22 protein-coding genes are annotated in these 23,216 nt (G+C 71.7%); 15 read left to right on the top strand and 7 right to left on the bottom strand.

Annotated elements, in window-relative coordinates; translation table 11 throughout:
- The first annotated feature begins 18 nt into the window (after positions 1 to 18).
- A complete protein-coding gene (locus ACFFCA_RS01585) occupies positions 19 to 1,416 on the top strand; it encodes a hypothetical protein (RefSeq protein WP_375481164.1) in 1,398 nt (465 codons plus the stop codon).
- Positions 1,413 to 3,665, top strand: coding sequence for a 1,4-alpha-glucan branching protein GlgB (glgB, locus tag ACFFCA_RS01580; protein WP_375481163.1), 2,253 nt, complete (start codon positions 1,413 to 1,415; stop codon positions 3,663 to 3,665). Before ACFFCA_RS01585 ends, glgB begins: the two co-directional genes overlap by 4 nt.
- Before the next feature lie 222 nt (positions 3,666 to 3,887).
- Here the strand turns inward: glgB and ACFFCA_RS01575 are convergent, their stop codons facing one another.
- Positions 3,888 to 4,793 carry a tetratricopeptide repeat protein gene (locus ACFFCA_RS01575; RefSeq protein WP_375481162.1) on the bottom strand — a complete coding sequence of 302 codons (906 nt, stop codon included), beginning with the start codon at positions 4,791 to 4,793 and terminating at the stop codon, positions 3,888 to 3,890.
- Positions 4,794 to 4,999: 206 nt separating this feature from the next.
- Here ACFFCA_RS01575 and ACFFCA_RS01570 point away from each other — a divergent pair, with 206 nt between their 5' ends.
- Genes ACFFCA_RS01570 through ACFFCA_RS01560 form a run of 3 tightly spaced genes read left to right on the top strand, consistent with a single transcriptional unit; the run spans position 5,000 to position 7,672 of the window.
- Entirely contained in the window at positions 5,000 to 6,601 is a 1,602-nt protein-coding gene (locus ACFFCA_RS01570; RefSeq protein ID WP_375481161.1) for a purple acid phosphatase family protein, read from the top strand.
- 46 nt (positions 6,602 to 6,647) lie between these two features.
- Positions 6,648 to 7,130: a hypothetical protein gene (locus ACFFCA_RS01565; RefSeq protein WP_375481160.1), complete on the top strand. Its 483-nt coding sequence runs from the start codon at positions 6,648 to 6,650 to the stop codon at positions 7,128 to 7,130.
- The gene (locus ACFFCA_RS01560; protein ID WP_375481159.1) at positions 7,124 to 7,672 is read left to right on the top strand and encodes a dihydrofolate reductase family protein; all 549 of its coding nucleotides are present in this window, start codon (positions 7,124 to 7,126) and stop codon (positions 7,670 to 7,672) included. The genes ACFFCA_RS01565 and ACFFCA_RS01560 overlap by 7 nt, the downstream gene beginning before the upstream one ends.
- On the opposite strand, the gene ACFFCA_RS01555 is transcribed toward ACFFCA_RS01560, so the two are convergent.
- Positions 7,637 to 8,542, bottom strand: coding sequence for a LysR family transcriptional regulator (locus ACFFCA_RS01555; protein ID WP_375481158.1), 906 nt, complete (start codon positions 8,540 to 8,542; stop codon positions 7,637 to 7,639). The genes ACFFCA_RS01560 and ACFFCA_RS01555 overlap by 36 nt on opposite strands.
- Positions 8,543 to 8,612: 70 nt before the next feature.
- On the opposite strand from ACFFCA_RS01555, the gene ACFFCA_RS01550 reads away from it, so the two are divergent.
- Positions 8,613 to 9,536 carry a DMT family transporter gene (locus ACFFCA_RS01550; RefSeq protein ID WP_375481157.1) on the top strand — a complete coding sequence of 308 codons (924 nt, stop codon included), beginning with the start codon at positions 8,613 to 8,615 and terminating at the stop codon, positions 9,534 to 9,536.
- Here the strand turns inward: ACFFCA_RS01550 and ACFFCA_RS01545 are convergent.
- A complete protein-coding gene (locus tag ACFFCA_RS01545; RefSeq protein WP_375481156.1) occupies positions 9,493 to 11,160 on the bottom strand; it encodes a methylmalonyl-CoA mutase in 1,668 nt (555 codons plus the stop codon). The two genes, ACFFCA_RS01550 and ACFFCA_RS01545, sit on opposite strands and share 44 nt — an antisense overlap.
- 135 nt (positions 11,161 to 11,295) lie before the next feature.
- On the opposite strand from ACFFCA_RS01545, the gene ACFFCA_RS01540 reads away from it, so the two are divergent.
- Together ACFFCA_RS01540 and ACFFCA_RS01535 are read left to right on the top strand one after the other, a co-directional pair.
- Complete coding sequence (locus ACFFCA_RS01540) at positions 11,296 to 12,063, top strand: LuxR C-terminal-related transcriptional regulator (protein WP_375481155.1); 768 nt, start codon at positions 11,296 to 11,298, stop codon at positions 12,061 to 12,063.
- Between the two features lie 17 nt (positions 12,064 to 12,080).
- Entirely contained in the window at positions 12,081 to 12,833 is a 753-nt protein-coding gene (locus ACFFCA_RS01535; RefSeq protein WP_375481154.1) for a hypothetical protein, read from the top strand.
- Between the two features lie 10 nt (positions 12,834 to 12,843).
- On the opposite strand, the gene ACFFCA_RS01530 is transcribed toward ACFFCA_RS01535, so the two are convergent.
- On the bottom strand, positions 12,844 to 13,359 hold the full coding sequence (locus ACFFCA_RS01530) for a MarR family winged helix-turn-helix transcriptional regulator (protein WP_375481153.1): 516 nt from the start codon (positions 13,357 to 13,359) through the stop codon (positions 12,844 to 12,846).
- 35 nt (positions 13,360 to 13,394) lie between these two features.
- Here ACFFCA_RS01530 and ACFFCA_RS01525 point away from each other — a divergent pair, with 35 nt between their 5' ends.
- The 4 genes from ACFFCA_RS01525 to ACFFCA_RS01510 are packed head-to-tail and all read left to right on the top strand — an operon-like array spanning position 13,395 to position 16,498.
- Positions 13,395 to 14,138: a M14 family zinc carboxypeptidase gene (locus ACFFCA_RS01525; protein WP_375481152.1), complete on the top strand. Its 744-nt coding sequence runs from the start codon at positions 13,395 to 13,397 to the stop codon at positions 14,136 to 14,138.
- Between the two features lie 10 nt (positions 14,139 to 14,148).
- Positions 14,149 to 15,321, top strand: coding sequence for an acyl-CoA dehydrogenase family protein (locus ACFFCA_RS01520; protein WP_375481151.1), 1,173 nt, complete (start codon positions 14,149 to 14,151; stop codon positions 15,319 to 15,321).
- Between the two features lie 2 nt (positions 15,322 to 15,323).
- Positions 15,324 to 15,674 (top strand): nuclear transport factor 2 family protein, encoded by a 351-nt coding sequence (locus ACFFCA_RS01515; RefSeq protein ID WP_375481150.1) that lies wholly within the window; start codon positions 15,324 to 15,326, stop codon positions 15,672 to 15,674.
- A gap of 50 nt (positions 15,675 to 15,724) precedes the next feature.
- Positions 15,725 to 16,498 carry a DUF2127 domain-containing protein gene (locus ACFFCA_RS01510; RefSeq protein WP_375481149.1) on the top strand — a complete coding sequence of 258 codons (774 nt, stop codon included), beginning with the start codon at positions 15,725 to 15,727 and terminating at the stop codon, positions 16,496 to 16,498.
- On the opposite strand, the gene ACFFCA_RS01505 is transcribed toward ACFFCA_RS01510, so the two are convergent.
- The gene (locus tag ACFFCA_RS01505) at positions 16,471 to 17,664 is read right to left on the bottom strand and encodes a serine hydrolase domain-containing protein (protein ID WP_375481148.1); all 1,194 of its coding nucleotides are present in this window, start codon (positions 17,662 to 17,664) and stop codon (positions 16,471 to 16,473) included. The two genes, ACFFCA_RS01510 and ACFFCA_RS01505, sit on opposite strands and share 28 nt — an antisense overlap.
- Positions 17,665 to 17,731: 67 nt before the next feature.
- Here ACFFCA_RS01505 and ACFFCA_RS01500 point away from each other — a divergent pair, with 67 nt between their 5' ends.
- On the top strand, positions 17,732 to 18,916 hold the full coding sequence (locus tag ACFFCA_RS01500; RefSeq protein ID WP_375481147.1) for an alpha/beta fold hydrolase: 1,185 nt from the start codon (positions 17,732 to 17,734) through the stop codon (positions 18,914 to 18,916).
- Positions 18,917 to 18,934: 18 nt separating this feature from the next.
- Here ACFFCA_RS01500 and meaB read toward each other — a convergent pair whose 3' ends face one another.
- Both meaB and ACFFCA_RS01490 read right to left on the bottom strand, forming a co-directional pair.
- A complete protein-coding gene (gene meaB / locus ACFFCA_RS01495; RefSeq protein WP_375481146.1) occupies positions 18,935 to 19,903 on the bottom strand; it encodes a methylmalonyl Co-A mutase-associated GTPase MeaB in 969 nt (322 codons plus the stop codon).
- Between the two features lie 18 nt (positions 19,904 to 19,921).
- Positions 19,922 to 21,109, bottom strand: coding sequence for an acetyl-CoA C-acetyltransferase (locus ACFFCA_RS01490; RefSeq protein ID WP_375481145.1), 1,188 nt, complete (start codon positions 21,107 to 21,109; stop codon positions 19,922 to 19,924).
- Positions 21,110 to 21,242: 133 nt separating this feature from the next.
- On the opposite strand from ACFFCA_RS01490, the gene mce reads away from it, so the two are divergent.
- The gene (gene mce / locus ACFFCA_RS01485; protein ID WP_375481144.1) at positions 21,243 to 21,698 is read left to right on the top strand and encodes a methylmalonyl-CoA epimerase; all 456 of its coding nucleotides are present in this window, start codon (positions 21,243 to 21,245) and stop codon (positions 21,696 to 21,698) included.
- 85 nt (positions 21,699 to 21,783) lie between these two features.
- Positions 21,784 to 23,103 (top strand): crotonyl-CoA carboxylase/reductase, encoded by a 1,320-nt coding sequence (gene ccrA / locus ACFFCA_RS01480; protein ID WP_375481210.1) that lies wholly within the window; start codon positions 21,784 to 21,786, stop codon positions 23,101 to 23,103.
- The last annotated feature ends 113 nt before the right edge of the window (positions 23,104 to 23,216 follow it).

The following is a 23,216-nucleotide window of genomic DNA, read 5'->3' as shown; positions in this document are numbered from 1 at the left end:
CCCGAACGGAGTGAGGGTATGAGCGAGTCGGTAGGCACGGTGGGCGAGCTGGTGACGGCGTGGCTGCCGACCCAGCGCTGGTTCGCCGGCAAGGGCCGCGAGGCCGACATCACCGTCGAGCGGCTCGGTGAGCTGCAGGGCGGCGACCCCCAGGTCACGTTGTGGACGGCGCGGGTCGACTACGGCCCCGGTGACTCCGAGACCTACGCGCTGCCTCTCGTCGCCCGCTCCGAACCGCAGGGCTCGCTCGACCACGTCCTCCTGGGGACGGTGTCGACCGAGGCCGGCGTGTGGTGGATCTACGACGCACTGCACGACAAGGACGTGACCCGCGCCTGGCTGGTCGGCGTGCGCGACGGGGCCGACCTGGGGCCGGTGCGCTTCACCCGCTTCACCGATGCGGACCGGATCCCGGTGGACGAGTCCAGCCTGGTGCTGTCCGGCGAGCAGTCGAACACGTCGCTGATCTTCGGCGACGCCGTGATCATGAAGGTGTTCCGGCGGCTGCAGCCGGGGCTCAACCCCGATATCGAGGTGCAGGGCGAGCTCAGCCGCCTCGGCGCCCAGAACGTCGCGCAGCTGTTCGGCGCGGCCGAGATCGACGTCGACGGCGAACCCACGTCGTTGGCCATGCTGCAGGAGTACCTGACCAGCGCCACCGACGGCTGGGAGCTCGCCAAGACGAGCGTCCGCGACCTCATGGCCGAGGCCGACCTGCACGCCGACGAGGCGGGCGGTGACTTCGCCGGCGAGGCCGAGCGCCTCGGCTCCGCCGTCGCCCAGGTGCATCTGGACCTCGTGTCCGCGTTCGGCACCCATGAGGCGTCGTCGGCCGAGCTGCGGGCGCGCGCCACCGCCATGCGCGAGCGGCTCGACGCCGCCGTGGACGTGGTCCCGCAACTGGGCGAGATGGCCGACGAACTGGCCGCGACGTTCGCACGGGTCGGGGAGCTGTCGGACGCGGTCGTGCTGCAACGCATCCACGGCGACCTGCACCTCGGGCAGGTGCTGCGCACCGTCTACCGATGGGTCCTCATCGACTTCGAGGGCGAGCCGATGGCCGCGATCGACGCACGCCGCGCCTTCGACTTCTCGCTGCGCGACGTGGCGGGCATGCTGCGATCGTTCGAGTACGCGGGGCACCACCGCGTCATCGAGTTCGGCGGCGACCCGGCCCGCGACCCGCAACAGCGCTACCGCGCCAATGAATGGTCCACCCGCAACCGCAACGCCTTCTGTGACGGTTACGCCGAGACCGCGGGCACCGACCCGCGTGAGCACGCCGTCCTGCTGCGCGCCTTCGAGGCCGACAAGGCCGTGTACGAGGCCGTGTACGAGGCCCGCAACCGCCCCACCTGGCTGCCGATCCCGCTCGCGTCCCTGACCCGGATCGCCACCGACGGAGGAACGTCATGACCCCCAGCTCCACGCCCCCGCCCACGCCGAAACACGCCTCTGTCCCGACGAGCAGCGTTGCTCCGCAGGAGCTCGACCGACTCGTCGGCGGAGCCCACCACGACCCGCACGGCATCCTCGGCGCGCACCCGGAGGGCGACACCACCGCCGTCCGCACCCTGCGCCCGGACGCCGAGGCGGCCGCCGTGCTCGTCGACGGCACCCGGCACGAGATGACCCGCATCCACGACGGCGGCGTCTTCGAGGCCGTCCTCCCCGGTCCGGCCACCGACTACCGGGTCGAGGTCACCTACCCCGGCGGGCAACGGTTCACGGTCGACGACCCCTACCGCTGGCTGCCGACCCTGGGCGAGGTCGACCTGCACCTGATCAACGAGGGCCGGCACGAGAACCTGTGGGACGTGCTGGGCGCGCACGTGCAGACCTACGACACCCCGGGCGGAGCCGTCTCGGGTACGTCGTTCGCGGTGTGGGCGCCGAACGCCCAGGGCGTCCGGGTCACCGGCGAGTTCGACTACTGGTCCGGACGCGGGTTGCCGATGCGCTCGCTCGGTTCCAGCGGCGTCTGGGAGCTGTTCGTGCCCGAGGTAGGCGACGGCGCCACCTACAAGTTCCAGATCCTCGGCCAGGACGGCGAGTGGCGGTTCAAGGCCGACCCGATGGCCTTTGCGACCGAGGTCCCGCCCGCCACCGCGTCCGTGGTCCACACGAGCCGCTACACGTGGAGCGACGACGACTGGCTGGCGCGACGGGCGGCCACGGAGTGGCACAAGGCGCCGATGTCGATCTACGAGGTGCACCTCGGCTCGTGGCGCATGGGGCTGTCCTACCGCGAGCTCGCGCAGCAGCTCGTCGACTACCTGCTCGAGACCGGGTTCACGCACGTCGAGTTCCTGCCCGTGGCCGAGCACCCCTTCGGCGGCTCCTGGGGTTACCAGGTCTCCTCCTACTACGCCCCGTCGGCACGCTTCGGCGACCCCGACGAGTTCCGTCACCTGGTCGACACCCTCCACCGGGCCGGCATCGGCGTCATCGTGGACTGGGTGCCCGCGCACTTCCCCAAGGACGCGTTCGCGCTCGGCCGCTTCGACGGCACCGCGCTCTACGAGCACGGCGACCCGCGCCGGGGTGAGCAGCTCGACTGGGGCACCTACGTCTTCGACTTCGGCCGCAGCGAGGTGCGCAACTTCCTCGTCGCCAACGCCCTGTTCTGGCTCGAGCAGTTCCACATCGACGGCCTGCGCGTCGACGCGGTGGCCTCGATGCTCTACCTGGACTACTCGCGCGAGGAAGGTCAGTGGACGCCGAACATCCACGGCGGCCGCGAGAACCTCGAGGCGGTGGCCTTCCTGCAGGAGATGAACGCGACCGTCTACCGCCGGGTGCCCGGCGCGGTCACGATCGCCGAGGAGTCCACCTCATGGCCCGGCGTCACCCGCCCGACCCACCTCGGTGGCCTCGGCTTCGGCTTCAAGTGGGACATGGGGTGGATGCACGACACGCTCAGCTACCTGTCGCACGAGCCGATCTACCGGCAGTACCACCACAACGAGCTGACCTTCTCGATGATGTACGCCTACACCGAGAACTTCGTCATGCCGCTGTCGCACGACGAGGTGGTGCACGGCAAGGGCTCGCTGCTGAACAAGATCCCGGGTGACCGGTGGCAGCAGATGGCCACCCTGCGGGCCATGTACGCCTACATGTGGGCGCACCCCGGCAAGCAGCTGCTGTTCATGGGCCAGGAGTTCGGCCAGTCCCGGGAGTGGTCCGAGGCCCGTTCACTGGACTGGGAGCTCACCGACGACCCGGGCCACCGGGGCATCCTGCGCCTGATCACCGACCTCAACCACGCGTACGCCGACGTCGGCGCGCTCTGGTCGCGCGACACGACCGAGGACGGTTTCCACTGGATCGACGCCAACGACGCCAGCGGCAACGTGTACTCCTTCCTGCGCTTCGGCGACGACGGCTCGGCGCTGGCCTGTGTCTCGAACTTCTCCTCCGTGCCGCACGAGCAGTACCGCCTCGGCCTGCCCTACGCCGGGCGGTGGGCCGAGGTGGTCAACACCGACGCCGAGGTCTACTTCGGTTCCGGGGTGGGCAACTTCGGCGGCGTCGACGCCGTCGAACAGACCTGGCACGGGCAGCCGGCGTCGGCCCGCCTGCGGGTGCCGCCCCTGGGCACGGTCTGGTTCCGGTACACGGGGCCGACGATGGCGGCGGGTCCGGACACCGAGGTGGTCTGACCCCGAGCCGTGAACAGCCTGAACGCGGCCCGAATTCAGATCAGGTTCTCGGTTTATCCCGCGTCATCGCGTGACAGAATGATCTCGGCGGTGTGCGGTCGCCGAGCCCGGGGGGACTCGGCGCACGAACGTCGTCGCAGACCGCCGGTCCGCTGACGTCCAGCAGGCCGGCGGTGCCGCGTCGGGGGCCCGGAACCGCGTGAGTGCCCCCTCGGGGTCGGGTCAGAACAGGGCGCGGGTGAGCTGGCGCCGGGCCGGTGCCACGCGCGGGTCGTCCGGGCCCAGCAGGTCGAAGAACTCGAGCAGCCGCTGGCGCGCCCGGTCGCGGTCGGCCCCGTCGAGGCGGGTCACCGCCTGCAACAACCGGTCCAGCGCGCCCGGCACGTCGTTGGCCGCCAGCAGCAGGTCGGCGGCGGCCAATTGCAGGTCTACGTCGTCCGGGGCCGCGTCGGCCTTGCTCGCGACGTCCGGGTCCAGGTGTTCGAGGCGTTGCATGAGGCGGACCTGCCCCAGGGCCAACGCGGCCTCGGCGTTGGCCGGCTCCTGGTCGAGGATGGCCTGGTAGCGCTCCGTGGCCAGCGCGTAGTCACCGTCCTCGAGCGCGGCCTCGGCGGCGGTGAAACGCGGATCCTCGGGCACGGCGGCCGGTTCGGCCTCGACCTCGCCCTCAGGTGCAGGCGCGCCGCCGCCGGTCAGGCCGGCTTCCTGGCCCGCCTTGAGCACGGCGTCCACGAACTCGCGGATCTGCGCCTCGGGCAGCGCGCCCTGGAACCCGGGCACGAGCTGCCCGCCGATGACCGCGAACACGGTGGGGATGCTCTGCACCTGCAGGGCCTGGGCGATGCGCTGGTTCGCGTCTATGTCGATCTTGGCCAGGATCCAGGCGCCGTTCGCCTCCCTGGCCAGCTTCTCCAGGACGGGCGAGAGCTGCTTGCACGGCTCGCACCACTCGGCCCAGAGGTCGAGCAGCACCGGCACCTGGAACGAGCGGTCGAGCACGTCGGCCTGGAAGCCGGCCTCGTCGACGTCGATGACGGTGGCACCGGCGGCGGGCGGCGGCGCCTCCGCCGCGCGGGCGGCCGCCTCGTTGCGGGCCTTGAGCGCAGCAAGGTCGACCGCACCGGACATCGCGGCGGCTGCGGCGGGACTGGGTTGGGCGGGACGCTGGCCGGCGGGGCCGCGTCGTGGAGCTCCGGGACGCATGAGTTCAGTTAACCGGATCGTGCCAACCCGGCCCGGAGCGGTCCGGGCCCGCTGCTGGGTACGCGCAGTATGCGTCCGCCCGACATGTCGCGTTCACCCGTCAGGCCCGGCCCTTTCCTAACGTCTCGGACATGGACGACACCACCGCCGGAACCGACACCGACGCCGATACCCCTACCGTCTCCCGCCGTCGCGCACTGGGCCTGCTGGGGGCCGGCGGGGCCGGAGCCGCGGGCGCCGCACTCCTCGGTCCCGCCGCGGCCGACGCGACCCCGGCGCGACGCCCGGGCCACGGCCACTCCCCCACGCTCGGCCGGGGCGGCGTACCGCCCGTCCAGGGCCTGCACCTGACCTTCGGTCGCGACCCGGCCCGGCAGATGGTGGCGTCGTGGCTCACCGACGGCAGCGTCCGGCGACCCCGCGTCGTCTTCGGCACGCTCGAGGGCGGGTACGGGTCGAGCGCGGACGCCGAGACCCGGACCTACGTCGACGGGACGTCGGGCCGTAGCGTGTACGTGCACCATGCCCGTATCGACGGGCTGCGCCCGGACACGGAGTACCTGTACGCCGTGCAGCACGAGGGCGCCACCCCGGACGCCGGCACGTTCCGCACCGCGCCGGCGCGGCGGGCACCGTTCACCTTCACCAGCTTCGGCGACCAGGCCGCGCCCGAGGTCACCTGGGGTGCGGACGGCAAGCCGGCCCTGGACGCCAACTCCAGCCCCGCAGCCAAGGACACGGTGGCCGGTGTCGAGACGGTGGCACCGCTGTTCCACCTGATGAACGGCGACCTCTGCTACGCCAACCTCGACGTCGACCGCGTCCGGACGTGGAACAACTTCTTCACAAACAACACCCGCTCGGCGCGCTTCCGCCCGTGGATGCCGGCGGCCGGCAACCACGAGATCGAGAGAGCCAACGGACCCATCGGCCTCGGTGCGTTCCAGACCTACTTCGAGGTGCCGTCCACCGAGTCCGACCCCGAACTCGACGGGCTCTGGTACTCCTTCGACGTCGGCTCGGTGCACGTCGTCGTGCTGCAGAACGACGACAACTGCCTGCAGGACGGCGGTGACTACTACGTGCGCGGGTACTCCGGTGGCCGGCAGCTCGCCTGGCTGACGAAGGACCTGGCCCGCGCCCGCCGGTCGCGCGACACCGACTGGATCGTCGTGTGCATGCACCAGGTGATGGTCAGCTCGGCCGACTTCAACGGCGCCGACCTCGGGCTGCGTCAGGCCTACGGGCCGGTGTTCGACGCCTACGAGGTCGACCTCGTGCTCTGCGGCCACGAGCACGACTACGAGCGCTCGCTGGCCGTCCGGGGCATGATCGGCGGCTCGGAGACCCTGACCCCGAACCCGGCGTCGACGGCCACCGACGACATCGACTCGGCGCACGGCACCGTGCACATGGTGCTGGGCGGCGGCGGGGTGTCCGGCACGAGCAACCAGACCTTCTTCACCGACGGCACGGCCAAGGTCATCACGAGCGTCGGACCGGTGGGCAGCACGGGTAAACGACCTTCGGTGTTCACCACGGAGAAGGCGGTGTGGAGCGCGGTACGCGACGTCGAGCACCCCTACGGCTTCGCCGCGTTCACGGTCGACCCGGGCACGCGCCGCGGTGGGCGCACCAGCATCCACGTGACGTACTACAACGTGAACAAGCCGCACGGTGACCTGTCGGTCTTCGAGCGCTTCAGCCTGCACCGACGCCGCTCCGACGGCTGAGCCGCGCCGCCGGGTGCCGCGCAGCGCCGGCGGGCACAATCGTCGGATGCGGCGCGACGACGAGGACCCCACGGACGATTCCGAGGACCTCGTCGACTACTACCTGGGTGGTGCTGCGGACGACGCGAGCGGTCGCAGAGCCTCGGACCGGCGCACCCGCCGCACGGCGCTGGTCGGCCTGGCCGTGGTCGTCGTGGTCGTGGCGCTGGCCATTACGCTCACCAGCGTGCTCGTCGACACGTCCGGCCCGGCGCGCGGCCCACGCGACGCGGCGCAGCGGTGGGGCGAGGCCTTCGTGCACGGCGACGCCGGCGCTCAGCGTCGCCTCGAGTGCGCCGCTGGTTCGCACGTCGGTGACGTGCTGCGGCTGACGGTGGCCGACGCGGCCCGCGTGTCGACCGGCAGCGCCCGGAAGCAGACGGCGGACCGCTGGTCGGTGCCGCTGGAGATCGACGGGGCCGACGGGTCGGCGCAGGACTCGGTGGACCTCCCCGTCGTACGGGAGTCAGGCGGGTACCGGGTGTGCTGATCTACTCCATGGGCGTCTCGCTCGACGGCTACACCGCCGACCGGCACGGGGCGTTCGCCTGGTCCGCGCCGGACGAGGAGCTGTTCGCCTTCCACCTCGAACGGGTCCGTGAGCTCGGCGCGCACCTGTGCGGGCGTAAGCTCTACGAGACGATGCTGGTCTGGGAGACCGATCCCGCGTTCCGTGCAACCGAGCTGGACGCCGCCTTCGCTGATGCGTGGACGGCGCTGCCCAAGGTGGTGTTCAGCCGCACCCTCGACAGCGTGCAGGGCAACGCGCGGCTCGCGCGGGCACCGGTGGCCGAGGAGATCGCGGCGGTGCTCGACAGCAGCGACCGGGACGTCGAGATCGGGGGCGCCGGGCTGGCCGCGGTGGCCGTCGAGGCCGGTCTCGTCGACGAGCTGCGCCCGTTCCGCTACCCGGTCGTGGTCGGCGGCGGCACACGGTTCCTGCCGCCGGTCACGAGCGACATCGAGCTCGAGCTGATCGAGACCAGGACGTTCTCGTCACGGGTCGTCTACGAGCGCTACCGCCGCGTCTAGTCGCTGGTCCCCCGCGACCACACGTTCGACGAGGGCGACGAAGTCGGCCACGGCCGGGTGCGCGCGACCGCTCGGCCAGACGAGGTGGACGTCGATCTCGCCGCCGTCGGCCAGCGGCACGAACACCACGCCGGGGTGCGGGTGCTGCACCGCGGTCGACTCGGCGGTCACCCCGATGGCCAGCCCGCCGGCGATCTCCGTCAACCACTCGTCGGTGTTGTCGACCCGCAGCGTCGACGCGGGGCGCCGCTCCGGCGGCCAGAGGTCCAGGGTCGTGGTGCCGTAGGAGGTGACGAGCACCGTGTCGCCGACGAGGTCGTCGAGGCGCACCGAGGCGGCGCGGGCCAACCGGTGACCGTCGGGCAGCACCGCCATGCGCCGCTCGGCGAACACGGTCCGGGCCTGCACGCGCAACCCCTCGCCGGCGGCGACCTCCCCGCGCACGACCGCGACGTCGGCGGCGCCGCGAGCCAGGCCGCCGTCACGCTCGTCCACCCGGTGCACCTCGAGCGCGACGTCCGGCCGCTCCGCCCGCCAGCGACGCAGCACGACGGTGGTGTGCCGACCCAGCGCCGACCACGAGTACCCGACGCGCAGCGGCCGCACGCGACCGCGAGCGGCGTCGAGCACGTCGTCGACGGCCGCGAGCGCCTGGACCGCGGCCCGGTAGGTGCGGACACCGGCGGGGGTGAGCGCCACCGACCGCGTCGTGCGCTCGACCAGGCGTTCGCCCACGACCGCCTCGAGGGCCGTGACGGTGCGGGACACCGCCGACTGGGTGATCCGGAGCCGGATGGCCGCGTCGGTGAAGCTGCCCTCCTCGGTGAGCGCGACCAGTACCTGCAGGTGCCGCAGCTCGAGCCCACTCATGATCCTGAAGCATAAGTCGGCCGTCGCGCGCATTTCCCGCCGAGGTCGTCCCGCTCGTAGCGTCGGCGCCATGACCAGCCGGCCGACGACCCCGCAGCCGGCGCTCGGCACGACGCTCGCCGTCGCGAGCGTGACGTCGGTGCAGTTCGGCGCCGCGGTCGCCACGCACCTGTTCGCCCGCGTGAGCCCGGTGGGCACGGTCAGCCTGCGCCTGGTCGGTGCGGCACTCGTGCTCGGCCTGGTGGCACGTCCGTGGCGGCAGCGCTGGACGCGGGCCTCGCTGGGGGCGTCCGCGTTGTTCGGCGGCGTCTTCACCCTGATGAACGTGACGCTGTACCTGGCGCTGGACCGGTTGCCGCTGGCCACGGTCATCACCCTGGAGTTCCTCGGCCCGCTGACGGTCGCCATCATCACCGCCGGGTCGTGGACAACGCGGGTGTGGGCGGTGCCGGCCGCGGCCGGCGTCGCGTTGATCGGCGGTGAGCTGTCGGGCGGCGACGTGGTCGGCGTTATGTTCGCGCTGTCCGCCGCCTGCTGCTGGGCCGGCTACATCCTGCTGAGCGGGCGGATGGGACGCGCCGGGAGCGGCCTGGCCGGTCTGTCCGTCGGCTGCCTGTGCGGCGCGCTGGTCATGCTGCCCGTGGGGGCGCTCGTCGCCGGCGACGCCCTGGTCCGGCCGTCGACCGCGGCGATCGGCATGGCCGTCGGCGTGCTGTCGAGCGCGATCCCCTACAGCCTGGACCTGCTCGCGCTGCGTCGCCTGCCGACCGCGGTCTTCGGGGTGCTCACCAGCCTGAACCCCGGCATGGGCGCGGTCGCCGGGTTCCTCGTGCTGGACCAGGAGTTGCCCGCCACCACCCTGCTCGGCGTCGTCACGGTGATGCTGGCCAGCATCGGCGTCACCGTCACGCCCATGCTGCAGGGACGCCGGCGAGACCGCAGAGGTCCGCTCAGAAGCGGGCCACCTCTCGGTACTCGCCCCACATCGGCTTGAACGCGCCGCAGATCTCACCCAGCGTCGCCTCGGCGCGCACCGCGTCGAGCATGGCCGGCACCGTGTTGCGATCGGCCTTCGCGTCCTCGACCATCCGGGCCAGCGCCGCGTCGACGGCGGCCTGGTCGCGACCGGCCCGGCGCTGCGCCACGACCTCGCGCTGCGCGAGCTCGACCTCGTGCGAGACGCGCAGGATGTCCAGCGGCTCACCGACGTCACCGGTCAGGGTGTTGACGCCGACCACGCGCTTGTCGCCCTTCTCCAGCGCCACCTGGTAGGCGAACGCCGAGTCGGCGATCTCGGTGATGAACCAGCCGTCCTCGATGCCGCGGAGCAGGCCCGACGTGATGGTGCCGTCGCCGCCCAGGTCCTTGATCCGGGCGAAGATCTTCTCCGCCTCGGCCTCGAGGCGGTCGGTGAGCGCCTCGACGTACCACGAGCCGCCGAGCGGGTCCGCGACGTTCAGCACGCCGGTCTCCTCGGCGATGACCTGCTGGGTGCGCAGCGCGATCTGGGCGGCCTTCTCCGACGGCAGGGCCAGCACCTCGTCGAGGGCGTTGGTGTGCAGCGAGTTGGTGCCGGCCATCACCGCGGCGAGGGCCTCGACCGCGGTGCGCACGATGTTGTTCTCGGGCTGCTGCGCGGTGAGCGAGACGCCCGCCGTCTGGGTGTGGAAGCGCAGCCATTGCGCCTTGTCGCTCGTCGCGCCGTACACGTCGCGCAACCAGCGGGCCCAGATGCGGCGCGCGGCGCGCAGCTTGGCGATCTCCTCGAAGAAGTCGATGTGCGCGTCGAAGAAGAACGACAGCCCGGGCGCGAAGCGGTCGACGTCCAGCCCACGGGACAGGCCCAGCTCGACGTACCCGAACCCGTCGGCCAGCGTGAACGCGAGCTCCTGCGCGGCCGTCGACCCGGCCTCTCGGATGTGGTAGCCCGACACCGACAGCGGCTTGTACGCCGGCACCTCGGTGTAGACGTACTCCATCAGGTCGCCGATCAACTTCAGGTGCGGCTCGGGCGGGTACACCCATTCCTTCTGGGCGATGTACTCCTTGAAGATGTCGGTCTGCAGCGTGCCGTTGAGCTTCGACGGGTCGGCGCCCTGCCGTTCGGCGGCGACGACGTACATGCAGAACAGCGGTACCGCGGGCCCGGAGATGGTCATCGACGTGGTGGTCGCGGCCAGGTCGATGCCCTCGAAGAGCACCTCCATGTCGGCGGCGGAGTCGATGGCCACGCCGCAGTGTCCGACCTCGCCCAGCGCGCGGGGGTCGTCGCTGTCGCGGCCCATCAGGGTGGGCATGTCGAAGGCCACCGAGAGCCCACCGCCGCCCTCGGCCAGGATCATCTTGTAGCGCTCGTTGGTCTGCTTCGCGCTGCCGAAGCCGGCGAACTGGCGGATGGTCCACGGCTTGCCGCGGTAGCCGGTGGGGTGGATGCCGCGGGTGAACGGGAACTCCCCCGGCCAGCCGATGCGATCCATGCGCGCGTCCGCGTCGGTCGGGCCGTACACCGGCTCGACCTCGTCGCCGGACAGCGTCGTGTAGTCGCGCTCGGTCTTGCGCGCTGCGTCGTAGCGCTCCTGCCAGCGTGCGCGGGCGGCGGAGATCTGTTCAGCGTCCATGATTTCGACCCTATTCGGCGTGACGGGCGGGCGGTCGGCCCTACGTCCGACAATTTACTAGGACGTCCGAGTATCTGCCACTGGCCGACCCGCGCCGGTGCGGTTACGCTCACGGCCTCCTTGGAGGTTCACAGGATGTCGCAGCTACGCGGTGAGGATGCCGTCGGCATCCTGGACGTGCTCGGCTCGCTGCACGAGGCCCCCAACCCGCAGGACGTCGGCCACCTGCTCATCAGCCGGCTGCACGAACTCGTCGCGTGCGACGTCGTGAGCTACAACGACATCGACGTCGAGGCACCGGCGTCCGGCGGGACCCGCACCTTCTTCGAACCGGAGCTGACCCCCCGGCCGGAGCTCGAATTCGCGTTCGACGCCCTGCAGCACGAGCACCCGCTCGTGTGCGACTACGCCGCGACCGGCAACCCGGCCCCGCGCCGGATGTCGGACTTCATCACCCTGCCCGACCTGCAGGCCCTCGACCTCTGGCGGGAGGTGTTCCGGCCACTCGAGACGAACCACCAGATCGCCTTCGCCGTCCTGGCCTCCCGCAGCCGCGTGGTGGGCATCGGCGTCAACCGGTGGAGCCACGACTTCGACGACCACGACATGGCCGTGCTCGGCGAGTTGCAGAAACACGTGGGTCCCGCCTTCCACCACGCCGCCCTCCGGGAGGCCGAGACCCAGCGGGCGCCGGGCGCCCTGGACGCCCTGAGCACCCGCGAGCGCGAGGTGCTGGCCCTCGTGGCCGCGGGCCACAGCACCCCCCGCATCGCCGCCCTGCTGTTCCTCAGCCCGCGCACCGTCGACAAGCACCTCGAGAACGTCCGGACCAAGCTCGGCGCCCGTACCCGCGCGCAGGCCGCGGCCATGTTTCACGCGGACAGCGGGCCGGTCCCGCCCTGAGGATCTATCCTGCTCGGGTGCGCAGACGGTGGTGGGTCACGGGAGCCGGTGCCGCGTGCGCCGTCGTCGCCGTCGTGCTGGCCGTGACGCTCTGGCCGTCGCACCACGCGGCGCGGCCGGCGCGCACCGCAGCCGCGCCCACGCCGACCGTCGCGCCCACCACGTCGGCCCGGCCGACGCCGACGCCCACCCCGCAGACCATCCAGGACGTCCGGGCCACGGCCCCCACACGCTTCCTGATGCGCGGCCCGGCGGCGCAGCCGTACACGATCAGGGCCCGGGTGTGCGGCATGCCCTACGTCCGGCCCCTGGACCCGCCCGGCGAGCAGCACCACACCGTGTGCTGGGTGAAGAAGGACTTCGGGGTCGCACCGGGCAGCACGTCCGCGACCACCTACATCCTCGGGCACGCCTGGGCCGAGGACCGGCTCGAGGTGATGAACCCGGCGTCGGAACCGGCCACCAAGCAGATCATGCGCAGCGTCCGCGCCGGCCGTTCGAGCAAGCTCGACGGCATCACGATCTACCCGACGACCGTGCTGAACGGCTCGACGATCGAGCTCACCACGCGCACCGGGGTGCTCACCTACACGGTGCGGCAGGTCTACGGCGTGGCCAAGAGCGAGGCGGGCAACGTCGCGAGCCTGATGAACGAGAAGACGCCGCGCCGGATCGTCATCATCACCTGCGCCGAGGCGCACGGGACCGACTACGACTACGACGTCATCGTCAACGCCTTCCTGAGCCGGTCACGGCCCCTGCCGGCCTGACGTCCGGCCCTCAGGTGCGGAAGTCCCCCGCGCCCACGCGCAGTCCCCGCAGGACGGCGAACAGCCGGTCGAGGTCGGCCGCGGACAGCGTCGACAGCCCGAAGCGTGACCGGTTCAGCTCGGCGGTGGCCTTCGCGGCGACGTCGCGCCCGCTGTCGGTGATGACCGCGAGGGTGCCCCGGCCGTCGCGCGGGTTCGGCTCGCGACGGACCAGCCCGGCGCCCTCCAGCCGGTCGATGACGTTGGTGACCGAGGTGGCGTGCACCTGCAGCCGCTCGCCGATCTTGGACAGCGGCAGCGACCCGCGGGCCGAGTGCACCAGCAGCACGAGCGTCTCGTAGCGGGAGAAGGTGACCCCGAACGGGCGCAGCACCGCGTCCAGCTCGGCGATCAGGATCTGGTGGGCGCGCATGATCGAGGTGACCGCGCGCATCGAGGCGTAGACCCCGGGGTCCTCGTCCGGCCAGTGCTGCGCCCAGAGGTCCCCGGCGCGGTCGATGGGGTCGAACTCGAGCGGCTCAGGCATCCCGCGAGGGTAGTGGGCGCTGCTACTGTCGCGCGGTGTTCGTGCGCCGTGCCGTGTCGGTCGCACTCGTTGCCGTCGCGGGTCTCGCGCTGCTCGTTCCGGCGCCGGCCTCGGCCACCCCGGTGCTGCAACGCCTCGTCATCGGGCACAGCGTGCGGCACCGCCCGATCGTCGCCTACCACCTGGGGAACCCGAAGCTGCGTCGCGTCGACGTCGTCATCGGCCAGATGCACGGCGACGAGCACGCCGGCGTGCGGGTCGCGAACGCCATCGTGCGCGGCGGGCGCCTCACCGGCGTCAACCTGTGGGTCATCCCCACCATGAACCCCGACGGCGACGCCGCCCACACCCGCAAGAACGCCCACCACGTCGATCTCAACCGCAACTGGCCGGTGGCGTGGAAGCACCTGACGGGGCAGTACGCCTCAGGTCCGCGGCCGCTGTCCGAGCCGGAGAACCGGGCCGTCCACGCGTTCCTGCTGCGGGAGCACGCGCGCGACGTCATCTCCCTGCACCAACCGCTGTACGGCGTCGACACCACCGACGGCGGGCGGCTCGACCCGCGCCTGCGCAAGCGGCTGGCCCACAACCTGGGCCTGCCGTCCAAGCCCTTCCGATGCTGGAGTACCTGCCACGGCAGCATGACCCGCTGGTACACCGCACGGCACCACGGCGTCGCGCTTACCGTCGAGTTCGGCGCCCACCCGAAGGCCGGCTACCTCACCGGCCGGGCCCGGCGCGGGATCGTGGCGGCGCTGGGCGGCCACGCCGCCGGGTAGCGTGCGGGGTATGAGCGACGCACTCGACCGGCTGGACCTGCTCGACCTCGACGACGACCTGGACCAGGACGATCGCCTGCTGCGCGACACCGTGCGCAAGTGGGCCGACGACCGGCTGCGCCCGAACATCCGCGAGTGGTTCGAGGGCGGCACCCTGCCCGCCCGCGAGATCGCCCAGGAGGCCGGCGAGCTCGGCATCCTCGGCATGCACCTCGAGGGCTACGGCTGCGCCGGGGCCAAGGCCTCGCAGTACGGGATCGTGTGCGCGGAGGTCGAGGCCGTCGACTCCGGGCTGCGCTCGCTGGTCAGCGTCCAGGGGTCGCTCGCCATGTTCTGCATCCACGCCTACGGCAGCGAGGAGCACAAGCAGCGCTGGCTGCCCGGCATGGCGAAAGGCGAGCTGCTCGGCTGCTTCGGGCTGACCGAACCCGACGCCGGCAGCGACCCCGGCTCGATGCGCACCCGCGCCCGCCGTGACGGCGACGACTGGATCATCGACGGCACCAAGATGTGGATCACGAACGGTTCCCTCGCCGACGTCGCCGTCGTCTGGGCCCGCACCGACGAGGGCGTGCGCGGCTTCCTCGTCGAGAAGGGCACCCCGGGCTTCACGACCCAGGACGTGCACCACAAGATCTCGCTGCGCGCGTCCGTCACCAGCGAGCTGATCCTGGACGGTGTCCGCGTCCCCGACGCCAACCGGCTGCCCGAGGGCAACGGCCTGCGCGCGCCGCTCGGGGCCCTGAACGAGGCCCGGTACGGCATCATCTGGGGCGTCACGGGAGCCGCCCGCGATGCGCTTGCCTCCACGATCGACTACGCCGGGTCCCGCACCCAGTTCGGCAAGCCGGTCTCCGGCTTCCAGCTCACCCAGAAGAAGTTCGCCGACCTGGCCGTGTCGCTGCAGCAGGCGCAGATGACGGCCCGCCGGCTCGGCGAGCTCAAGGACGGCGGCCGCATCAAGCCGCACCAGATCAGCTTCGGCAAGTTCGCCAACGTCTCGGCGGCCCTGGGCATCTGCCGCGAGGCCCGCTCGGTGCTCGGCGGCAGCGGCATCACCACCGAGTACCCGGTACTGCGGCACGCGGTGAACCTCGAGACCGTCTACACCTACGAGGGCACGCACGAGGTGCACACGCTCGTCCTCGGCTCGCAGCTCACCGGCGTCGACGCCTTCCGCTAGAGATGGTCGAGGCGGCCGGCCTGCCCGCGCACGAGGTGGTCCGACGGATGTTCGCCGCCTACCGTGCGGGCGACCGCGCCGCTGCCGAGGTCCTGCTGTCGCCGGGGCTGCGCTTCACCAGCTCGCAGGACGACCACATCGACCGCACGACCTACCTCGAACGCTGCTTCCCGACGGCGGCCCGGTTCAGGACGCAGCGCATCCTGGCGTCGTCGACCGTCGGCGATCAGGTGTTCGTGCTCTACGAATACGAGCTGGCCGACACCGGCGAGCGTTTCCGCAACGCCGAGCTGATCACCGTCCACGGCAGCCGGGTCACCGACATCCAGGTCTTCTTCGGCGGGCGGGCATGACGACCCCGCCCGGGTAGGCCCTGCACCCCGTCGGCTGTCACGATGACGCGATGGAGTGGAACCTGCGGACGTGCGCCCGCAAGGGGCACGTGACGTACGCGCCCGACGAGGACGACTACCGGGCCCGCCTCGAGGCCACCACCCCGCTCGGCGACGCGTGGCGATGCCTGCGCTGCGGCACGTACGTACTGGGCGACCCGCACGGCCGCGGGCCGGCCGACGACGCGCCGGTGCTGCTGCGTGGCAAAGCACTGCGCAGCGCGTTCATCCTGCGGGCGCTGGCAATCGAGCGTTGGGTGCGCGGGGTGGTGCTGGTCCTGCTGGGCGTCGCCGTGCTGCGGCTCGAGAGCACACGGGTGAGTCTCAAGGAGCTGTTCCGGCGCGACCTCAAGTCCCTGGACCCGTTCTTCCGGCAGATCCATTTCAACGTCGACGACTCGAGCACCATCCATTCGGTCGAGAAGTTCCTGGACGCGAAGCCGTCGACCTACCACCTCATCGCCGCGGGGCTGTTGCTCTACGGGGCGTTGCAGCTCGCCGAGGGCATCGGCCTGTGGTCGCTGAAGCGCTGGGGCGAGTACGTCGCGGTCGTCGGCACCACGTTGTTCGTCCCCCTCGAGGTCTACGAACTCACCGAGAAGGTCAGCTGGCTCAAGCTCGTCGTCCTGATCGTGAACGTGGCCGCCGTGATCTACCTGCTGCTGTCCAAGCGGCTGTTCGGGATCCGCGGGGGCCACCGCGCCTACGAGGCCTCGCTGCACGAGGCGTCGCTGCTCGAGGTCGAGGCGTCCAGCGCTCAGCCGGCCGCCGTCACACAGTCGTAGACGGCCCGACGCAGGGCGACCTCGCGCGGGTCGTCGTCGAGCCGCACGCCCAGCCGGCTGGTGACGTAGGCGTAGCCGACGCCCGTGTCGGGATCGGCGAAGGCGAACGAGCCGCCGTATCCGCAGGCGCCGAAGGCCCGGCCGCCGGGCGAGCCGAACCGGTAGCCGGGCACCGGCTTGCTGAAGCCCAGCGAGAACGCGCGCCGCGCCTTGAGCAGGACGTCGCTCGACACGCGACCCGTCACCGGCTCGGCGAGCTGCGCGAGCGTGCCGGCGTCGAGCACGTCCGGCGCGGCTGTCGCCGCCGCGCTGTAGAGCGCGGCCAACGAGCGCGCGTCACCGGTGCCGTTCGAGGACGCGACCTCGGGGGTGAGGACCTCGCGCCGGCTGAACCGCTCGGCGGCGCCGAGCTGCGGGTTGCGCAGCGACCGCGAGCCGGCACTGCGCGGGTTGGCCAGCTGCACGGCCAGACGCCACGGGACACCGGGCAGCTGGCGCAGGGCGTCGGCGGTGGCCAGCCGGCCCAGCACCGCGACCCGGTCCATGTCGATGCGTTCAGGCAGGCCGATGTGGAACGACAGCCCCATCGGGCGGACGAGGTCCTGCTCGAGCACCTGCCCGAGCGTGCGGCCCTCGGGATCGGTGCGACGCACGAGCTCGTTCTGGAACAGCCCGAGGGTGATGGCGTGGTAGCCGTGCTTCGTCCCGGGCGCCCACGCCGGCCGCTGGTCGGCGAGCGTCGCCGCGAGGGCGTTCAGGTCCAGCAGGTCGCTGCGTGTCACCGTGCGGTCCAGCACGGCCAGCCCCGCCTCGTGGGCCAGCAGCTGGCGCACGGTGATGCCGTCCTTGCCGTGGGCACCGAACTCGGGCCAGTACTTCGCCACCGGGACGTCGTAGTCGAGGTGGCCCCGCGACCGCAGCGACGCGAGAACCAACCCCGCCATGCCCTTCGAGGTCGAGAACACCGGGACGATCGTGTCGCGCTTCCAAGGCAGTCCCTGCGCCACGTCCCGCCGGCCGCCCCACAGGTCCACCACCGGCCGGCCCCGGCGGAACACCGCGACCGCCGCGCCGACGTCGCCGCGGCGTTCGAAGTTGCGTGCGAACTCGTGCAGCACGGGCTCCCAGCCCGGGTCGACGTCGCCACCGATCGGTACCCGCGCCATGGCTGTCCACGCTAGCGCGGCCGGGTCGCTGTCCCGGCGTGAAACACCCGGCTGAGAGGATTCGACCGTGGACGACAACGACCTGCTGCCGCTGCTGGTCGAGCGGCTCAAGGGCATCTACTCGCCGTTGCTGTCCGACGTGTCGGCGACGCTGCTGTTCACGGCCGGCGGGCTGGCCAACTGGACGGTCCAGATCGAGAACGGCCGCGCGTCGGCGCGCAGCGGCGGCCCGTCGCGACCCACGACCACGGTCCGCGCGCCCCTGTCGGTGCTCGTCGAGGTCCTGTCGGGGCAGCGCAGCGGCGTCCAGGCCTTCCTCGACGGCGCGCTCACCGTGCGGGGCAACCTGGCGCTCGCCCTGCAGCTGGACGGGCTGTTCCCGGGCGACGCCACCGACGACTCGCGCACCCTCACCCGCTCGGTGGTCGCGGGCGGCATCGAGACCTTCTACCTCGAGGCCGGGCCCGTCGACGCCCCGACGGTCGTACTGGTCCACGGCCTCAGCGCCACCAACGCCTCGATGCTGCCGTTGATCCCGGCCCTGTCGGGCACCCACCGCGTGCTGGCGCCGGACCTGCCGGGGCACGGCGGTACCGAGGCCACCGGCGCCGCCCACGCGGCGCGGTACCTCGGTGACTGGCTCACGGACTTCATCCGCCAGACGTGCGACGGCCCGGTGGTGCTGGTCGGCAACAGCCTCGGCGGCCGTACGTGCCTCGAGGCAGCGCTGAACTCCCCCGCCGAGGTCCGCGGCCTGGTGCTGCTGTGCCCCGCGGTTGCGTTCCGCAAGCTGCGCCAGCTAGTGCCCTTCGTCCGCATCGTCCCTGACGAGATCGCGGCGCTGCCGGTGCGGATCCCGCGCCGGATGGCGATGCGCGGCCTGCGCGGGCTGTTCGCCGACCCGTCCCGCATCCCGCCGGCGTGGCTCGAGGCGGCCATCGACGAGTTCGTCCGGGTCATCACCATCCGGGCCAACCGGCTGGCGACGTTCTCGGCGCTGCGGCACATCTACCTGGACCAGCCCTTCGGCGAGCAGGGCTTCTGGGATCGCCTGCCCGCGCTGACGCCGCCCGCCCTGTTCATCTGGGGCGACCGGGACACGCTGGTGCCACCCGGGTTCGCCCGCTTCGTGTCCGAGGCCCTGCCGGACAGCACCGGCGTGGTGCTCGAGAACTGCGGCCACGTGCCGCAGTTCGAGTACCGCGACGAGACCGGCCGGTTGACCCGCGAGTTCATCGCCGGCCTGCCCTGACTCGCGCTGCTCCGTGGATCAGAGCTCGGCGACCAGCTCGTCGGCTGCCGTGTAGGGATCGGTCAGGCCGTCTACCACGCGCGCGGCAGCCTTGTCCAGGGCCACCGAGCCGTGGACGTCGGCGAAGCGGCGACGCACCGTACCGAGCGCGATGGCCTCGATCTCGGCGGCGGCACGCACCTGCCGGCGGCGGGTCAGCTCGCCGTGCTTGTCCAGCCAGCTACGGTGCTTCTCGACCGCGGCGATGACGTCGTCGACGCCCTCCGCACGGGCCGCCACCGTCTTGACGATCGGCGGGCGCCACGCCCCCTCGGACGAGTGCCGACCACCGAGCGACTGCATGTAGCGCAGGTCGCGCACGACCTGGTCGGCACCGTCGCGGTCGGCCTTGTTGACGACGAACACGTCGGCGATCTCGATGATGCCGGCCTTGGCGGCCTGGATGCCGTCGCCGAAACCGGGCGCGACGACCAGCAGCGTCGTGTCGGCGAGGGAGGCGATCTCGACCTCGGCCTGGCCGACGCCGACCGTCTCGATCAGCACGATGTCGCAGCGCGCGGCGTCGAGCACGCGCAGCGCCTGAGGTACCGCGGCCGACAGCCCGCCGAGCTGCCCGCGCGAGGCCATCGAGCGGATGAACACGCCCTCGTCGGTGGCGTGGTCCTGCATGCGCACCCGGTCGCCGAGCAGGGCCCCGCCGGAGAACGGCGACGACGGGTCGACGGCCAGGACACCGACCCGCCTGCCCGCAGCACGCAGGTGCGTCACCAGCGCCGAGGTGGACGTCGACTTGCCGACGCCGGGCGAACCGGTCAGCCCGACCACCTGGGCGTGCCCGCCGTCCGGTGCCAGCGCGGCCGCGACCGCGCGCAGCACCGGTGAGTCGTTCTCGACCAGGGAGATCAGCCGGGCGACGGCCCGCGCCGAACCGTCGCGCGCCCGTGCGACGAGGTCGTCGACATCGACGTCACGGCGCGAGACGGCCACGGCGGGAACGCGTGCCGGTCAGGACGCGGGAACGTGCAGCAGCAGGGCGTCGCCCTGCCCGCCACCGCCGCACAGCGCGGCCGCACCCGTACCGCCACCCCGCCGCTTGAGCTCGAGCGCGAGGGTCAGCGCGAGCCGCGCGCCGGACATACCGATCGGGTGGCCCAGCGCGATGGCGCCGCCGTTGACGTTGACGATGTCCTCGCTGACGCCGAGGTCCTTCATCGACTGCAGGCCGACGGCCGCGAACGCCTCGTTGATCTCGATGAGGTCCAGGTCGGACACCGACAGGTCGGTCTTGCTCAAGGCGTGCTTGATGGCGTTGGCCGGCTGCGACTGGAGCGAGTTGTCGGGGCCGGCCACGTTGCCGTGGGCACCGATCTCGGCCAGCCAGCTCAGCCCGAGCTCCTCGGCCTTGGCCTTGCTCATGACGACGACGGCCGCCGCACCGTCGCTGATCTGCGACGCCGAGCCCGCGGTGATCGTGCCGTCCTTCGTGAACGCCGGGCGCAGCTTGGCCAGCGACTCGACGCTCGTGTCGGCGCGGATGCCCTCGTCGTCGCGGAACTCGATGGGGTCGCCCTTGCGCTGCGGGATGAGCACGGTGGCGATCTCGTCGTCGAAGACGCCGTTCTTGGCGGCGAGTGCCGCGCGCTGGTGCGAACGCGCCGAGAACTCGTCCTGCGCCTCACGGGTGAGGTCGAGCTTGCCGTTGTGGTGCTCGGTGGACTCGCCCATCGGGATGTGGTCGAAGGCGTCGGTCAGGCCGTCGTAGGCCATCGAGTCGAGCAGCTCGATCGCGCCGTACTTGTAACCGCCGCGCGATTTGGGCAGCAGGTGCGGGGCGTTGGTCATCGACTCCTGGCCGCCGGCCACGATGATGTCGAACTCGCCGGCCCGGATGAGCTGGTCGGCGAGCGCGATCGCGTCGAGGCCGGACAGGCAGACCTTGTTGATCGTGAGCGCGGGCACGGTCATCGGGATGCCCGCCTTGACCGCTGCCTGACGGGCCGGGATCTGCCCGGCCCCGGCCTGCAGGACCTGGCCCATGATGACGTACTGCACCTGGTCCGGGGCCACTCCGGAACGCTCCAGCGCCGCCTTGATGGCCACACCGCCCAGATCGGCACCCGAGAAGTCCTTGAGGGAGCCGAGCAGGCGGCCCATCGGGGTACGGGCCCCGCTGACGATGACGGATCCGGCCATGACTGACTCCTGGTCTCCTCGGTGGATGGACGACCCGACCACCATATCCAGGCGCCGGCTCGTGACGGGGTCGATGTGTGAACCGTCCCACCGGACGGTCTCTGTAAGCGGTTCAGGTTGGCACGATGTCCCGATGCCCACCGACAGCGCGCCCACCGGCAGCACGTCCGCCGGCCTGTTCACCAAGATCGACCACGTCGGCATCGCCGTACCGGACCTGGACAAGGCGATCGCCTTCTACGCCGAGACCTTCGGCATCGTGTCCGTGCACGAGGAGGTCAACGAGGAGCAGGGCGTCCGCGAGGCGATGCTGGCCGTCGGCGACGGCGCCACGCAGATCCAGCTGCTGGCCCCGCTGTCCGAGCAGTCGACGATCGCGACGTTCCTCGACCGCAACGGCCCGGGCGTGCAGCAGGTCGCCTACACCGTCGAGGACGTCGCCGCCGTCAGCGAGACGCTGCGGGCGCGCGGGATGCGCCTGCTCTACGACGAGCCGCGGCGCGGCACCGCCGGGAGCCGGGTCAACTTCGTCCACCCCAAGGACACCGGCGGCGTGCTCATGGAGCTCGTCGAACCCGCCGACCACTGACAATGTTACTGTTCAGTAACATCTGACCTTCCGAACACCGAAAGGCCTGACTGTGGACGACATTCACTCCGACAGCGTCAGCGATGTGCAGAGCGCCATCCTCGCCGACGACCTGGGCGCCCTCGCCGGCCTGCCCGTCCCCGACAGCTACCGGGGCATGGTCGTCCGCGCCGACGAGCAGGAGATGTTCGCCGGCCTCGAGACCCGCGACAAGGACCCGCGCAAGAGCCTGCACCTGCAGGAGGTTGCCACCCCCGAGCTCGGGCCGGGCGAGGCGATCGTGGCCGTGATGGCCAGCGCGATCAACTACAACACCGTGTGGACGTCGATCTTCGAGCCGGTCTCGACGTTCAGCTTCCTCAGGCGCTACGGCCGGTCCTCGGAGCTGGCCGGCAAGCACGACCAGCCCTTCCATGTCGTGGGGTCCGACCTCGCCGGCGTCGTGTTGCGCACCGGGCCGGGCGTCACCCGATGGAAGGCCGGCGACGAGGTCGTCGCCCACTGCCTGTCCGTCGAGCTCGAGGACCCGCAGGGCCACGACGACTCGATGATGGACCCGCAGCAGCGCATCTGGGGCTTCGAGACCAACTACGGCGGGCTGGCCGAGCTCGCCCTGGTCAAGTCCAACCAGCTCATGCCCAAGGCCGCCCACCTGACCTGGGAGGAGGCCGCCGCACCCGGGCTGGTCAACTCCACCGCCTACCGCCAGCTCGTCAGCCACCACGGCGCGAACATGAAGCAGGGCGACACCGTCCTGATCTGGGGCGCCTCCGGCGGGCTGGGCGGCTACGCGACGCAGTACGCCCTCAACGGCGGGGCGATCCCGGTCTGCGTGGTGTCCTCGCCGGAGAAGGCCGAGATCTGCCGCGCGATGGGCGCGGAGCTGGTCATCGACCGCAGCGCCGAGGGCTACGAGTTCTGGAAGGACGGCGAGCAGCAGCCGTCGGAGTGGAAGCGGTTCGGGTCCAAGATCCGCGAGCTCACCGGTGGCGACGACATCGACATCGTGTTCGAGCACCCGGGCCGCGAGACCTTCGGCGCCTCGGTCTACGTCACCCGCCGCGGCGGCGTCATCACCACCTGCGCGTCGACCTCGGGGTACATGCACGAGTACGACAACCGCTACCTGTGGATGACGCTGAAGCGCATCATCGGCTCGCACTTCGCGAACTACCGCGAGTCGTGGGAGGCGAACCGCCTGATCGCCAAGGGTGCCGTGCACCCGACGCTGTCCAAGGTGTACCCCCTCGCCGAGACGGGCCAGGCCGCCCTCGACGTCCACAAGAACCTGCACCAGGGCAAGGTGGGCGTGCTGTGCCTGGCCCCGGAGGAGGGTCTGGGCGTGCGCGACCACGACCTGCGGGCCCAGCACCTCGAGGGGATTAACCGCTTCCGGGACCGCTGACCGGCCCACCACGCACGAGCTCTGCGGCACCTGGCCCGCTCCCACGGCGAGGTGCGACGATGGAGCGGGGTAACCGACCCGTCCCGGAGCCGAGCGACGTCAGGAGTGCGCGT

The organism is uncultured Jatrophihabitans sp. (genome assembly GCF_964252635.1).
Lineage (GTDB): Bacteria > Actinomycetota > Actinomycetes > Mycobacteriales > Jatrophihabitantaceae > Jatrophihabitans.
The sequence above is the reverse complement of the archived record's forward strand: the minus strand, read 5'-3'. Positions and strand labels throughout refer to the sequence as shown.

Excerpts from the sequence above, each read along its gene's own strand:
- ACFFCA_RS01520 (WP_375481151.1), top strand. The coding sequence starts at position 14,149 with ATGAGCGACGCACTCGACCGGCTGGACCTGCTCGACCTCGACGACGAC.
- ACFFCA_RS01550 (WP_375481157.1), top strand. The coding sequence starts at position 8,613 with ATGACCAGCCGGCCGACGACCCCGCAGCCGGCGCTCGGCACGACGCTC.
- ACFFCA_RS01515 (WP_375481150.1), top strand. The coding sequence starts at position 15,324 with ATGGTCGAGGCGGCCGGCCTGCCCGCGCACGAGGTGGTCCGACGGATG.
- ACFFCA_RS01545 (WP_375481156.1), bottom strand. The coding sequence starts at position 11,160 with ATGGACGCTGAACAGATCTCCGCCGCCCGCGCACGCTGGCAGGAGCGC.
- mce (WP_375481144.1), top strand. The coding sequence starts at position 21,243 with ATGCCCACCGACAGCGCGCCCACCGGCAGCACGTCCGCCGGCCTGTTC.
- ACFFCA_RS01575 (WP_375481162.1), bottom strand. The coding sequence starts at position 4,793 with ATGTCCGGTGCGGTCGACCTTGCTGCGCTCAAGGCCCGCAACGAGGCG.
- ACFFCA_RS01565 (WP_375481160.1), top strand. The coding sequence starts at position 6,648 with ATGCGGCGCGACGACGAGGACCCCACGGACGATTCCGAGGACCTCGTC.
- ACFFCA_RS01555 (WP_375481158.1), bottom strand. The coding sequence starts at position 8,542 with ATGAGTGGGCTCGAGCTGCGGCACCTGCAGGTACTGGTCGCGCTCACC.
- glgB (WP_375481163.1), top strand. The coding sequence starts at position 1,413 with ATGACCCCCAGCTCCACGCCCCCGCCCACGCCGAAACACGCCTCTGTC.
- ACFFCA_RS01585 (WP_375481164.1), top strand. The coding sequence starts at position 19 with ATGAGCGAGTCGGTAGGCACGGTGGGCGAGCTGGTGACGGCGTGGCTG.
- ACFFCA_RS01490 (WP_375481145.1), bottom strand. The coding sequence starts at position 21,109 with ATGGCCGGATCCGTCATCGTCAGCGGGGCCCGTACCCCGATGGGCCGC.
- ACFFCA_RS01530 (WP_375481153.1), bottom strand. The coding sequence starts at position 13,359 with ATGCCTGAGCCGCTCGAGTTCGACCCCATCGACCGCGCCGGGGACCTC.
- ACFFCA_RS01540 (WP_375481155.1), top strand. The coding sequence starts at position 11,296 with ATGTCGCAGCTACGCGGTGAGGATGCCGTCGGCATCCTGGACGTGCTC.
- ACFFCA_RS01510 (WP_375481149.1), top strand. The coding sequence starts at position 15,725 with ATGGAGTGGAACCTGCGGACGTGCGCCCGCAAGGGGCACGTGACGTAC.
- ACFFCA_RS01570 (WP_375481161.1), top strand. The coding sequence starts at position 5,000 with ATGGACGACACCACCGCCGGAACCGACACCGACGCCGATACCCCTACC.
- ACFFCA_RS01505 (WP_375481148.1), bottom strand. The coding sequence starts at position 17,664 with ATGGCGCGGGTACCGATCGGTGGCGACGTCGACCCGGGCTGGGAGCCC.